The 13999-nt window shown below is 54.1% G+C and carries 8 protein-coding genes and 1 pseudogene; 6 read left to right on the plus strand and 3 right to left on the minus strand.

The features are described from left to right. Nucleotides 1-59: 59 nt before the first annotated feature. Nucleotides 60-236: pseudogene (locus P40081_RS37610) on the minus strand (transposase); the annotation flags it as partial. Nucleotides 237-797: 561 nt separating this feature from the next. Between P40081_RS37610 and P40081_RS18485 the strand changes: the two are divergent. Continuing rightward, entirely contained in the window at nucleotides 798-2045 is a 1248-nt protein-coding gene (locus P40081_RS18485) for an MFS transporter (RefSeq protein WP_042137510.1), read from the plus strand. A 161-nt stretch (nucleotides 2046-2206) separates the two neighbouring features. Here P40081_RS18485 and P40081_RS18490 read toward each other — a convergent pair whose 3' ends face one another. Together P40081_RS18490 and P40081_RS18495 are read right to left on the minus strand one after the other, a co-directional pair. Further along, nucleotides 2207-3085, minus strand: coding sequence for a carbohydrate ABC transporter permease (locus P40081_RS18490; protein ID WP_042137512.1), 879 nt, complete (start codon nucleotides 3083-3085; stop codon nucleotides 2207-2209). 32 nt (nucleotides 3086-3117) lie between these two features. After that, nucleotides 3118-4053: an ABC transporter permease gene (locus tag P40081_RS18495; protein WP_081970514.1), complete on the minus strand. Its 936-nt coding sequence runs from the start codon at nucleotides 4051-4053 to the stop codon at nucleotides 3118-3120. A 139-nt stretch (nucleotides 4054-4192) separates the two neighbouring features. On the opposite strand from P40081_RS18495, the gene P40081_RS18500 reads away from it, so the two are divergent. The 5 genes from P40081_RS18500 to P40081_RS18520 all read left to right on the plus strand — a co-directional run bounded on the left by P40081_RS18500 (nucleotide 4193) and on the right by P40081_RS18520 (nucleotide 13739). Further along, nucleotides 4193-5956: a cache domain-containing sensor histidine kinase gene (locus P40081_RS18500; protein ID WP_042137514.1), complete on the plus strand. Its 1764-nt coding sequence runs from the start codon at nucleotides 4193-4195 to the stop codon at nucleotides 5954-5956. Then, entirely contained in the window at nucleotides 5934-7544 is a 1611-nt protein-coding gene (locus P40081_RS18505) for a response regulator transcription factor (RefSeq protein WP_042141211.1), read from the plus strand. Before P40081_RS18500 ends, P40081_RS18505 begins: the two co-directional genes overlap by 23 nt. Before the next feature lie 111 nt (nucleotides 7545-7655). Beyond that, nucleotides 7656-9383 carry an extracellular solute-binding protein gene (locus tag P40081_RS18510; RefSeq protein WP_042137515.1) on the plus strand — a complete coding sequence of 576 codons (1728 nt, stop codon included), beginning with the start codon at nucleotides 7656-7658 and terminating at the stop codon, nucleotides 9381-9383. Nucleotides 9384-9546: 163 nt separating this feature from the next. Further along, entirely contained in the window at nucleotides 9547-10689 is a 1143-nt protein-coding gene (locus tag P40081_RS18515; protein ID WP_042137517.1) for a hypothetical protein, read from the plus strand. Between the two features lie 32 nt (nucleotides 10690-10721). Beyond that, nucleotides 10722-13739: a beta-xylosidase family glycoside hydrolase gene (locus P40081_RS18520; RefSeq protein WP_042137519.1), complete on the plus strand. Its 3018-nt coding sequence runs from the start codon at nucleotides 10722-10724 to the stop codon at nucleotides 13737-13739. Nucleotides 13740-13999 lie beyond the last annotated feature (260 nt).

Consider the following 13999-nt stretch of genomic DNA (forward strand, 5'->3'; position numbering starts at 1 on the left):
ATTGCCTTAAGGGGCTGTCCCAAAAACTACAAAAAGTGAGCAGAGCAGCGATTCTCCCGTTATTGGAGGAGGATCGCTGCTCTGCGTTTTTGGTCATTGGTGGCTTGCTTCAGCAGATTATGAGTAAGCGAAAGCAAACCGATCTCAAGCGTCACTTTTTCCATGCCGCAAAGCAGAAAGCGCCGGAAGCCCCAGTTATTCTTCAGTTGTCCAAATACACTTTCCGGTTCCGTCATGATGTTTCCGAATTGTCTGAATCTTATCCTTTTTCAGGTAGGCGTAGTTTTCTTAACTGCCGTAGCCTGCATCCGCAATCACCGTTCTGGGAAATTCCCCACGATCGGCCGCGCCTTTTCCATGATGGTATCGTCAAGCCGATTAACGGCTGCGTTAATGAGCGCGATCGAGGAGGTTTTCTGGAATGTCTTCTTCCAAGTCCATTGGCAAGCAAAGTTGGTCCATGGACTATTGAATGTACAAAGAAATCGCTCCTTTTGGTAAAGCGGAAGCGTTCGCCTTGGTCTCCGGATTTTCACCGCTAAGGGAAATGAAAAAAATCTGGAGAGCACAGCGATTGGAACAACGGTCCGTTCTCGGAGCATCGCACGTTGAACCTACTCAAAAAAACCAAGGCTGCCTTTTGGGACAGCCCCTTATTGAGGTGAGAAACTGCTCCTATTTATTTACTTAAGCCTTTATAGATCCGGGTCTGGTCCGTATAATAAGGATGGGAAAGGAGACCCTTGCCTATCATTAAGGGAAGTATATTTATGGATCAATAGGAGGTATAAAGACTGATGAGGCCTGAAACAAGCGCAAACCCGCCGAGCCTGTTCCGTAACCGGTTCCTGCAGACAATTCTTTTATCAAGCGTGCTGCTGCAGATTGGCATCTGGGTGCGTAATTTTGCTATTCTTCTCTATGTTGCAGACAGAACCAACAATGATCCCTACGCTATTTCCCTGATTAGCGTAGCTGAATTCGCGCCTATTTTTGTGTTTTCATTCATCGGAGGTACGTTTGCCGACCGGTGGCGGCCGAAGCGGACTATGATCTGGTGCGATTCACTATCCGCAGTATCGGTGTTCGCCGTTCTGATGAGCATTCACTTCGGTTCTTGGGAATCCGTGTACCTGGTCGCCTTCATCTCGGCTATTCTTTCCCAGTTCTCACAGCCTTCCAGCATGCGGTTATTTAAATACCATGTGCCTGAAGAACAGCTTCAGCAGGGCATGGCGCTCTTCCAATCGCTGATGGCCATCTTCATGGTGCTTGGGCCCATGCTGGGCACTTTCGTTTATAGCACCTTTGGCCTGGAAACCTCAATCGCTGTAATGGGTGTGGTTTTTCTGCTGTCTGCGCTCGTCCTTGTTCGTCTGCCCGAGGATCAGATGCAATCCCAAACGGTCAAGGTAAAAGGGCAATTCCGTAAAGATTTCATCGAAGGCTTTCGTTATGTCTGGCAGAGCCAGGTGCTGCGTATGCTCGGACTCGCATTTATTCTGGCTGGACTTTCGGTTGGAGTAGCCCAAGCGCTCAATCTGTTTATCGTAACAGAGCGGCTGGGCCGAAGTGAGGAGTTCCTGCAATATATGCTGATGGTGAATGGAGCAGCCATGCTGATCGGGGGAGGGATTGTAGCCGTCTTTGCCAAAAGAGTACCGCCCCAGCTTCTCCTGGCTATAGGCATGCTGACAGGCGCCGTTTGTACCACGATTGTCGGGTTTTCGACAAGCATTCCGCTCACTCTGACCATCCAGTTTCTGAATGGGCTTGTTTTCCCTTGCATTCATATCGGGATCAGTACGATGATTCTGAAATGGTCACATACATCCATTGTCGGCCGGGTCAACGGAGTGCTGAATCCGATGTTTGTCGGGATGATGGTCGTTTCCATGTCCTTTGCCGGCGCGCTTAAGAACGCTTTTTCACTGAGTACGATCTTTAGCGGAGCAGGGATATTATTCCTCCTCGGCGCAATGGTGATGTTGCCGATCATGAATCAAAAAGCGCCGGATCATACCTCTGCTGCACAAGAAATATAATCTCACGGATAAAGATGGTGTACTTACTTTATTCCCTTCTGATATTGTGTGCAAGATGCGAAGCAGCATTCCCCGTTATCGGAGAATCGCTGCTTCATTGACGTTTTACGGGTGCTGCATAAACAGTTCTTAATGGGCTGTAATGCCTGTCAGGGTTCAACCTACTCCTTAACGGCACCAAGCACGATACCCTTGACGAAAAAGCGCTGGAGAAAAGGATAGACCAGCAGGATGGGCAGCATGGCGATGAAAATCTGCGCGGATTTGACGCTCCGGTTGGAGAGCGTTTGCAGATCCTCGAAGCGGATACCGGTCTTGCTGAAGTCCTGCACAACGACGATGGTCTGCAGCAGCGTGGCGAGGGGCCAGCGGTCGGGCGAGGTCATGTAGAGCATGCCGTCAAACCAGGCATTCCAATGGCCCACAAGGGTGAACAGGGACAGGGTGGCGATGGCCGGGAGCGATACGGGCAGATAAATTCTGGACATAATCTGGAAGGAGGTTGCACCGTCCATAATCGCGGCTTCATCCAAGTCTCGCGGCAATGCCCGGAAGAAATTCATCATCAGGATGATATTCCAGACATTGACCAGACCCGGGAGGATGAAGATCCAGAAGGAATTGATCAGGTTGATCTTCTCCATCAGGATATAATGCGGGACCAGCCCGGCGTCAAAGATCATAATAATTAGAAAGAACCATACATAGAAGCTGCGTCCGCGGAATTCCTTGGAATTCCGCGAGAGGGGGAAGGCGGCCAGCACCGTTACGCACATGGCCAGTACCGTGCCGACAGCGCTTCGCAGCACCGAGATTCGAAGTGCCGACAGGAAATTACTATTCTCGAAGGTACGCAGATATCCATCCAAAGAGAAATCCACGGGGATCAGTCCGACTAGGTTGGAATCTGCTGCCGATTTGCCGCTGAGGGACACCGCAAAGATATGAAGCAGCGGCAGCACACAGACCATGGAAATCAAAACAAGGAAAGCGATATTGAACAGATAGAATACGCGGTAGGTGGGGTTTTTATGGTACATGAGGCCTTTCCTCCTTCAAATTGACAAGCATCTCAGAAAATCCGGTAATTTGCCCACTTGTAGGCTGAATAGTAGCCTCCTCCAATCATGATGAAGCCGATCACCGACTTGAACAGGCCGACGGCGGTGGACAGGCTGTATTGGCCTTCCTGGAAAGAACGGTAGACATACGTATCGATAATATCGCCCTTGTCCAGCACCAGGGAATTGATCAGATTATAGATCTGGTCGAAGTTGGCGTTCAGCATATTACCCAGCGACAGGGTGAAGACCACAACGATAATCGGCAGCATCGAGGGGAGCGTAATGTAGAGAGTCTGCTTCATACGGCCCGCCCCGTCAATCTCTGCCGCTTCGTAGAGCGCGGGATTGATGCCGGACAGTGAAGCCAGGAAGACGATGGCGCTGAAGCCGAATTCCTTCCACAGGTCGCTTAGAATAACGGTGAAGCGGAACCAGTTCCCTTCACTGAGGAACATCACGGGCTGCATGTGGAAGAAGCTGAGCAGCTGGTTCACAATTCCTTCCAGGGACAAGAGATCAAGAAGAATGCCGCCCAGAATCACCCATGACATGAAATGGGGCAGATAGACCAGGGTTTGAACCGAACGCTTAAGCCCCGTCTGGCGGATTTCGTTGAGCAGAAGGGCGAATATCACCGGAACTACGAGCCCGAAGGCGATTTTGAGACAGGAGATAATCAGTGTGTTGAGAATGATCTGCCGGGAATCATGCATCGAGAAAATCAGCTCGAAATTGCTCCAGCCCACCCACGAAGAGCCGGAAATGCCCTCCCAGGGCTTGAAGTCCTGAAAAGCGATGATGATGCCCGGCATAGGGGCATATTTGAATATCAGCGCGATGATGACGGCTGGCACCAGCATAAGATGCAGCCTCCATGTGGCGGCAAACTGCCTGGCTATCGTGCCGGTTCCGGGATTGGCCTTGGGAGCGGCATTGGCCGCCATATCTGTGCCTGGCTTCATACGGGTCTCCTCCTAAATGTCCGCCGCTTGCGGATTCTACCACCATATTAGGCTTGACAATCCTGAACTGTACAGATATAGATATTTAAGGTAACTGTCAATTTGTTAAGGGGGTGCTGCCATGCGGGGATACCGGCCGGTATTTGTCAAAATCACTGCCGTTATTTTTATGCTGATTTTGCCAATGGCTCTGCTCTATACGTATTTCAGTGAGAAGAGTCTTGAAGTCATCGATGGACAGATTACAGATAACAACGAAAGCCGCTTGTTTTTCCTGAAGAATCAGATTGAGTCGAACATCGACCGCTTGTCCTTATCCTCCAGTGTGCTGACGAGAGATTCCTCCATTACGGATTTGCAGCTCAATCTGCTTACCGAGGATTATTATCAGACACTATACTACCAGACACAGGTCAAGGAAAAGCTGCAGCTGCAGAGCCTTTCCAGCAACTGGCGCAACGATCTGTCCGTCTATTTGCCGGAGAGCCGGCGACGTATATCCACAAATCCGGGTGACACGTTCGACATGAAGGAGATGAAGCTGTCTCCCGCGGGTGTATGGAGGCTGCATCCGGGCACCGGTGCGGTGAATCCGTATTATCAGATGTTCGTCTGGGACCCTTATCTTTCGCAGGAGCAGAACCAGGAGCCCGTTGCTGTATTCGAGGTACGGTTCACGGTCGACAATATCCGGCGGATGCTGGGTGACTACAAGCAGGATAATCCCGGCAAAGCTTTTCTGCTCACGGCTTACGGTACAGCTTACGGCGCGGCATCCGCAGACGATGCCGCCGCAAGGGAAACCGGGCGCCGGCTGCTCAAAGACCCGATGGAGGAATCCGGACACCGGAGCCTTGAAATCGGCGGGGAGGATACTTTTATCAGCTATGCGTATCTCTCCTCCCTGGATGCCTATCTGGTGGATTATGTCCCGCTTGATGTTATTCACGCACCGATTGTGCAGAGCCGCAGAATGTTCTATCTCAGCTTTGTTGTTTTGGCCCTGCTGGCGCTTATTGCCTCTTATCTGCTGTACCAGCATGTGCAGAAGCCGGTGTCAGAGGTGGTTAAGGGCTTGCGGAGCTTTGAGCGGGGCAATTATTCCTTTCGCATAAGAAAGCGATTTAATAACGAATTTGACTACATGCGCCTGCGGTTCAATGAGATGGCCGAGCAGACCCAGCATTTGATCAATGACGTCTATGAGGAGCAGAACCGTTCAAGGCTCGCAACACTGAAGCAGCTGCAGTCCCAGATTCATCCCCACTTTCTGTACAATTGCCTCTCCTTCATCGCCGCCTGCGCCAAGGCAGGGGAAACGGAAACGATCCGGGAGATGGTCTATCATCTGGGTGATTATTACCGCTATACGACACGGGTGGAGAACCAGCGTCCGCTCCTGGAGGAAGAGGTACAACAGGCCAGGAACTATCTGCATATCTACGCCTTCAGACTGGAGCGTCTGGATTTCGGGCTGAATATTCCGATGGAAATGCTGGCTGAGCCAGTCCCCCGGTTGTTTCTGCAGCCTGTAGTGGAGAATGCCATTATCCATGGTGTGGAGCCGCAGCCGGGAGCGGGAACGATACAGGTCACAGGTGTACAAGAAGGGGAGTATAATCTGCTGCAGGTTGAGGACAGCGGGGCGGGCATGACGGAGGAGAAGATCGCCGGCTATATGAAAGAGCTGGAGCTGCCCATGAATGAGCAGACAGGCTGCGGCCTGTGGAATGTCAATCAGCGTCTGAAGCAGCAGTACGGTCCGGGGTCCGGCATCAGGCTGGACGCCTCGCCGGGTCTCGGCGGTTTACGGGTCAGCCTGCGCTGGAAAAGGGAACATGAAGGAGGACAGCCAAGTGAAAATGCAGCTGATGCTCGTCGATGACGAGCCGATGATTCTTAAGAGCATGGTCCAGAATGACTGGGCTTCCGCCGGTGTGGAGCATGTGTATCAGGCAGCATCCGGTCTGGAGGCGGCAGAGCTGCTGAAGCATCATCCGGTCGATATTGTGGTCACGGATATCCGCATGCCCGGGATGGATGGTTTGGCCTTATGCAAGCATGTGCATGAGCATTATCCAAGAACCCGCTGTGTGCTGCTGTCAGGCTTCGGCGAATTTGAATACGCCCGGCAGGCGATTGAGCACCGGACGGTAGGCTATCTGCTGAAGCCGGTCAAGGATGAAGAGCTGCTTGCTGAGGTGAAGCGGGTTGCCGCCGGCCTCCGCACGGAATGGGAGCAGATTGCTTCCCAGGAACGGGCGCGGCGGACCTTGCACCAGCATATGCCGATGCTGCGGTCGGGATTTCTGAATGATCTGCTGTCAGGCCAGCTGCCGGAGAATGGAGCGTTAGCCGAGCGGTTGAAGGAGTACCAGCTCCCCTTCCATGCGGAGGATTCGCTGCTGCTGGTGATGGTGCGGCCCGAGAAGGTATTCGGCAGCGGAGAAGAACCGGATGCCCTGCTGTTTGAATATGCGGTGCGGAATATTGCCGCAGAGATTCTGGAGCCGCACTGTAATGTCTGGCATTGCCGCGATGCCTATGGCTATCTCATCTTTGCGCTGCGCAGCCGGGAGCAACCGCATGAGATGGGTGAAATGGAGGTGAAAACTCTGCATACACAGGCACATGAACTGCAGCTGAAGGTGTCCGGCCTGCTCAAGGGGCAGGTCTCGCTTTTGCTGAGTGAACCGCTGCGATTCCCCATGGAGCTGGCGCAGGTCTACCGCAAGTCGCTGAACGAATTCCGGAAAATCCCGCGCAGTGAGCAGGAATTCCTGGCTATAGCGGGCAGCAACCGGACGGTTGAACGCACCTTGACCTCACTCTATGCGCCGCCGGCATTCCTGCGGCTGATGGAGGGAGGCCGTTGGGATGAAGTACGCAGCAAGCTGGCCGCCATTGTCCGCGAAATGGAGGAGAAGCTGCTCGATTCCGAAGAGCATCTGGCCGAGCTGTACCATACGCTGGTGAGCGCTTTCCTGGCCATTGCCCACCAGCAGGGAAAGACCCTCATGGAGGCGACATCCGGGAAGGGAGAGATTGGTGAATCAGCCCGGATTATGCGCAGTGCCGGCACCATTGCGGACTGGGCGGAAGAGATATTGTCCTGTCTTGCGCAGTCGGAGAATGCGGAATACAACGATCACAAGCGCCAGCTGCTGGCGAGAATCCACCGCTTCATTGAGGAGAATCTTGCCCGGGATGTCTCCCTGCAGAGCATTGCCGACCACGTGAAGCTCCATGCGGTATATCTGTCCTCCATGTATAAGCAGGAGACGGGCGAGAATCTGAGTGATTACATTATGCGTTACCGGATGGAGCAGGCGGCGGTGCTGCTGCGCTCTACGGAGATCCGGATTTATGAGCTGGCCGCCCGGCTGGGCTTCCAGAATCCTCCGTACTTCAGCAAGCTGTTCAAGAACTATTACGGGATCACACCGCAGGAATACCGGGAACGCCTGCTGTAACAATGCTTAAGAATTTAGCATATCACCTTAAATCTTTCTCTCTTACTCCCGTGAAAGCGTTGTAATAAGATGAATGCGTCAGAGATTACAGGAACACAGGGAGGCACTTGCATGAAGAGGACAAAAAAAAGGTTCGCGCTGCTATTGTCGGCAACGCTGCTGCTGTCGCTGCCCACAGCTTGTTCACCGAGCAGCAGCAACGGGGCTGCCGGCACAGCACCGCCGGTATCCGCCCAGCCGTCTGCGCCTGCGGAGGCGGAGGGAGACGCTGCCCGGATTGAAGGGATCAGGGATGGAACATACCGCTTCGAAACTCCGGTCACCATCACTACCGTTACAGCCACGGATTCCAGCTTCAAGTACAAAAACGGGGAGACACTGAGCGACAATGTGCATACCCGTTGGGCGAAGGAGCAGCTGGGGATTGATATCCAGCATCTGTGGGAGGTGCCCGGCGAGCAGTTCGCCACCAAGATGCGGCTGATGCTGACAGCCAAGCAGGAGCTGCCGGATGTCGTCACAACGATGGATATCGGACTGATGAATGAGCTGATCGAATCCGGAGCCTACAAGGATGTTTCAGCGGATTTCGACAAGTATGCCTCGGACCGTGTGAAGGAGATCTTCAGCTCCCACCCGCTGATCTGGAGCCAGGTTACCTTCGAGGGTAAGCATATGGGCCTGCCTTACTTCGCCAATGCCGGTAACGATAATGCTGTCATGTGGGTCCGCCAGGATTGGCTGGACGAACTGGGGATGCAGGCTCCATCAACCTTTGAGGAGCTGGAGGCCTTCATGCAGGCGCTGCTTGATAAGAAGCCGGGCAATACGGATTCCATCATTCCGCTGGGCGTGAGTCTCGGCTCGGGCGGCGGCCACCCGAATCCGCTGGCAGGCTGGCTCGGGGAGAGCACCTGGATCTTCGGGCCGTTCGGAACCGTTCCTTACCAGTGGAACCAGGGCGCGGACGGTAAGCTGGTACACGGTTCGACCGTACCGGAGATGAAGAAAGGCCTTGAGGTAATGCGGAACTGGTACCAGAAGGGCTATATCTCCAAGGAGGCCGGGCTGCACGATGAGAACAAGCTCGCCGAGCTGATTGGCCAGGGACGGGTAGGGGTTGTGGTGGCTCCATATTGGCTGGGCAGCTGGCCGGTTCCGGACCTGCAGAAGAACGTGCCGGGAGCGACAATGAAGCCGTACCCCATTCCCGTTGAGAATGGCAAGGCGGGAGCGCGGGATACCACGTTCCTGAAGGGAGGGATGCTCGTAAGGGAAGGCTTTGAGCATACCGATGCTCTGTTCCTGTATCTTAACCGTCTGTTCGCCGGAGTGGACAAAGAACCAGGCAGCGAATTCGAGCACGGCTGGGCCGAAGACTATGACTATACCCTCAAGGCGGACGGAACAGTCTCCACAGTTAGCGAGGATATCCCCGGAGGCTCGGTAGGGGTCTACAAATACTTCCTGTATGAGCCAAAGGACCCGTTCAGTGTGCTGCAGCAATCCGCAGACAAAGGGGATTTGCTGGAACAGGGAAATCTTACAGACGCTGAAGCTGCGGCTCTTGGCAATCCCGATATTCTGAAGGCGGCGCAGATCGTCGTCGATGGATGGGCCAAGGACAGCTACTGGGCGCCCAAGTTCCTGGGTGCCAGTACACCGGCGATGCAGTCCAAGGGAGGCATCACGACGAAGCTTGAAGGAGAGGCGATCATGGCGATCATCTACGGCCGCAAGCCGCTGGAGGATTTCGATACATTCGTCAAGGAATGGTACAGCATTGGCGGAGAGCAGATGACGAAGGAAGCCAATGAATGGTTTGACAGCACGAAGTGACGGCGAACCCAGCAGGAGTTATCCGGGCTAAAGCTGCCTGCTGCAGGAGTCTAGCCGGAAGGAGGAGGAGAAACGGACGGGAAGCCGGGATCATCTCCTCCTTTTTGCTTGTTTGGACAATAGGCAACTTATCTATACCTGCAAAGGAAGAAGGAAAGAGGCTATGAAGTGGACAAAAAGCAGAGCCGCCGCAGCTTCGGGTGTCCCGCTGTGTCTGGCCGTTATCCTGCTGTTAAGCGGAGGCGGAGTCCCGGAAAGGCTCGTTGGGCCTGAGGGAAAGGAGAATGCTTCCGCCAAGGCCCAGGGCATAACGGAGCGGATGGCAACGGACCCCGAGGTGGCACGGATCAACGGGTATGCAGTGACCGCGGCGGAACTGAAGTATGCGATGGGACTCCAGCGCACGCAGGTGATTGAGTACTTCCGGGATACTTACAACCAGGCTTATGAAGGGAACTTCTGGGAGCTGGAGATTGGCGGGGAGAATCCGCTGGAGATGCTCAAGCGTGAGGCGCTTACCTCCTGGACTCGAAGCCGGATTCTGCTGGAGATGGGTCATGAAGAAGGGCTTGTTGACAGCACGGACTTTGGCGGGCTGCTCTCTGAGATGGAACGCGAGAACAAACGGCGGGCTCAGGCTGCTGTTGCCGGGATAGCGGTGTTTGGTCCGGCCGAGCTGGATGAAGGCAGCTTCATTCCCTACTATTTGAGCAATCTGGAGGTTGCGCTTCGGGAGAGGATGACAGTGCCTGGGGAACACGGACGGGATGATGAACCGGCACGGGAGGATCAGGTTAGCAGCATTCCTGAGGAACAGGAGCTTACGTTTACCCGCATTTCCATAGCATACCGGAGCAAAGGGCAAGGTGTAGCGGATAACAAGCCGGGAACACAACAGCTTCTGTCTGAGGTGCGTCAGTTGCTTCTTGAGGGCAGAAGCCCGGAAGAGGCGATTTCAGAACTGAGAAATGATAACGCTTCCTTTCCTGACTTGACTCTAAGCAGTGAAAGTCTGGACAGCGCAAACGCCAGAGTGTATTTCCGCGAGCAGGGCCAGCTGTACGCCTGGCTGACCGGTGAGCGGGAGTCCGGCGAGATCAGCCCGGTCATGGATGAAGGCTTCACAGGGGAATGGGTAATGGCGGTGCTTGGCGATGTAAAACCGCAGAAGCCAGAAACAGCAGCGGAGGAGCGGAACAAGAAAGCGGCGACGGAGACAGGCTTCGGGCGGGAACTGGAGCAGCGAATCCGTTCCGCCCGGATTGAGCTAACGGAGCCGGGATATTCCGGCCTGCAAATGCAGTAGCATACCATTCATATCGGGAGGTTTAAGACAAGATGACAAGAAGACCATGGCATCAGATGAACAAGCTGATTTTGACGGCAATCCTGATTCTCGCATCTGTTCTGTCCGTATTAGTCCCGTCAGCGGTCCGCGCAGACGGTACGTCCTATTATGTCGATTCGGCTGGGGGCAGCGACAGCAACACAGGCAGCTCCGAAACCCAGGCCTGGAAGACGCTGGACAAAGTGAACACCACAGTGTTTCAGCCTGGAGACCGCATTCTGTTCAAGGCGGGCGGGGTCTGGACGGGGACACTGTCACCCCAGGGCTCGGGCAGCGAAGGCAGTCCGATTCAGATTGACCGCTACAGCGAAGGGGCTAAGCCGTTGATTGCGGGGGGAGGGGCCGCCGCTGCCGTATATTTCTACAATCAGGAGCAGTGGGAGGTCCGCAATCTCGAGATTACCAATAATGCAGCCAGTCCGGGCGAGCGCAGAGGCATTCATGTCAGCGGCAGCAGCGGAAGCTGGACCAATCCCAAGGTCTATAAACATTTCGTATTCGAGAATCTCGATATCCATCAGGTCAAAGGGACGACGGCCACCGATTATGTGCATAATGGCGGAATCATCGTCTGGGGTCCGGACTGGGATCTGCATGTGTCGGACGTGGTCATCAAGAATAACCGCATCTATTCGCTCGACAGTGTAGGAATCTATCTGAATGGAGCACAGCGCACTTACTCCACGGGGCTTAAGTTGCAGAATAATGTAATTAACGATGTTGCTGCCGATGGTGCGGTTGTACTCAATACAACGGGCGGCCTCATCGAGCATAATGTAGTGTACGATACCCATGTCCGCGCGTCCGGGTATCATGTGCCGCTGTGGGTATGGGGCACGAAGGATGCGGTCATCCAGTACAATGAAGTGTACAACACTGCCCCCGGCGGCGACGCGATGGCCTACGATGCGGATTATAACAGTGACGGCACTATTATCCAGTACAACTACAGTCACCATAACGCAGGAGGTATGGTACTGGTCGTCAATGACGGGACAGCTGCCTCCAATTACAATACCAATGCGGTCGTCCGCTATAATATCAGCGAGAATGACGGCGGGGCGGTGTTCAATCTGAACGGCCCGGTCAGCGGCGCGAAGTTCTATAATAATACGGTCTATCTGCCGCTCACTTCCAGCACTAAGGTGGTCAATTACGGCTTTTGGGATGGCTATGCTTCAAATACGGCCTTTTACAACAACCTGATCTATAATCTGGGCACCGGGGGATATCTGTTCGGCTCCAGCACCGGAAACATATTCGATAATAATCTGTTCTATGGCAACCATCCATCCAGCGAACCGGCTGACCCGCACAAAATCACCGCTGATCCGAAGCTCGCTTCTCCAGGCTCAGGCGGCATTGGACGCGGCACGCTGGCGGGCTATCAGCTGCTGAATACCTCTCCGGCCATTGGCAGCGGCAGAATCATCAGCGGCAACGGCGGAAGTGATTATTTCGGCAACCCTGTTCCGGCAGGCACTGCTCCCAATATTGGGGCATACCAGGGAGCGGGGCTGGATCCGAACAATCTGCCTCCACTGCCGCAGCCGCCTTCCCAGAATAATCTGCTGCTTAATCCGGGGTTTGAGACAGGTGATTTCAGCAACTGGCCGCTCCATTACAATGGAGCTTCTATCGTGAATACCGGAGCGCACAACGGTGCCTACGCTGCGGCACTTACCGGCAACTATGCCGGAATGGAGCAGAACATTGGCGGACTGCATCCGAACACCATGTATAAGCTGTACGCTTATGGCGCAGCCAGCGGCGGCGGCTCAGCCGTATTCGGAGTGAAGAACCACGGCAACGCCGAACAGAGTGTCTATATGACTGCAGCTGCTTATACCCGCAAGGAAATTACATTTACGACAGGGGCCTCCAGCACCAGCGCTACAATTTTTCTGTACAAAGCCGGAGGGGCGGGACAAGTGACGTTCGACGATCTGGAATTGATTCAATTCAGCGCATCTCCTGCCGGTCCCGCCGAACCGGTGTTCACCGAAGGCGGAAGTGACGAATTCGCCGGGCCGGATCTGGACGGTCAGTGGACTTGGGTACGTGAGAACAGCGCAGCCTGGTCGCTGACGGCTAATCCCGGCTCTATGCGGATTACTGCCGAGAACGGAGAAATCGCAGAGGGGTCTGCAACGGCCAAGAATCTTCTGCTCACCGGAGCGCCTGAAGGGGACTGGACCTTAGAGACTAAGCTGACGGGATTACCGGCGTCCCCATGGGCCCAGGGCGGACTGATTGTCTATGAGAGCGATGCGACCTTCGTCCGGATTACCCGGATGTACGGCACCGGCAACGAATTCCAGTTCACTGCGCAAAAAGACACCGTGCGGCAGCATGTCGAAACTGCCGATACCCTGGGATCGGCGGTATACCTTAGACTCGTAAAGACGGGCAATACGTACAGTGGCTTCTATTCCGCTGACGGTGTGAGCTACCAGCAGGCCGGAGCGGATCAGACAGTGGAAATTGCGGAGCCTAAGATCGGCCTGTTCACGGGAGGCGGTACAGGATTTACGGCGAACTATGATTATTTCCGGTTCATTCCCGTGGAGACCGAACCGGAACCGGAGCCGGTCAACCTGCTGCAGAATCCCGGATTCGAGAGCGGTGATTTCACCGGCTGGTCAGTCCATTATAATGGTGCTTCGATCTCAGACACTGCCCCGCATACAGGAGACTACGCCGCATTGCTAAGCGGGTCGGCTTCGGGCATAGAGCAGACGGTCTCCGGCCTTCTTCCGGACACGACCTACAGGCTGTCCGGCTTAGGACAAAGTGCAGACGGTGGTGTAGCGGTATTTGGGGTCAAGAATTACGGCGGCACATTCACGGATGCCTGGGGCTTCGAGCAGGGCACAGGATATGTGCACAAAGAAATTGAATTCACAACAGGAAGCGCCAACACCAGCGCCACGATTTATCTGTATAAAGGCAGCGCCGCCGGTGAAGTCCATTTCGACGATCTGGTGCTGTCGGCGGTGCAGCAGTAGAAGCCAAGGTTACACAATAGATCAATAACCGTATTGAAGCGGTGAAGTGGATTTCGATAATTCCGGTATAACCGGCAATCAAAAGGGACGGTTCTTCAAGTCACTTCAGTGACTTAAAGGACCGCTCTTTTTTTAAAAAACGAGGCTAACAAACCGAAAGTGGAGACAATCTATCATAATTTTATTTAACACCGGCTTTCAGTTTATTACTCAGTATGGATCAACTTTATATTAGGATTAATCATTGGATTGATGGAAGC

The sequence above is a fragment of the Paenibacillus sp. FSL P4-0081 genome, assembly GCF_000758565.1.
Lineage (GTDB): Bacteria > Bacillota > Bacilli > Paenibacillales > Paenibacillaceae > Paenibacillus_AQ > Paenibacillus_AQ phytohabitans.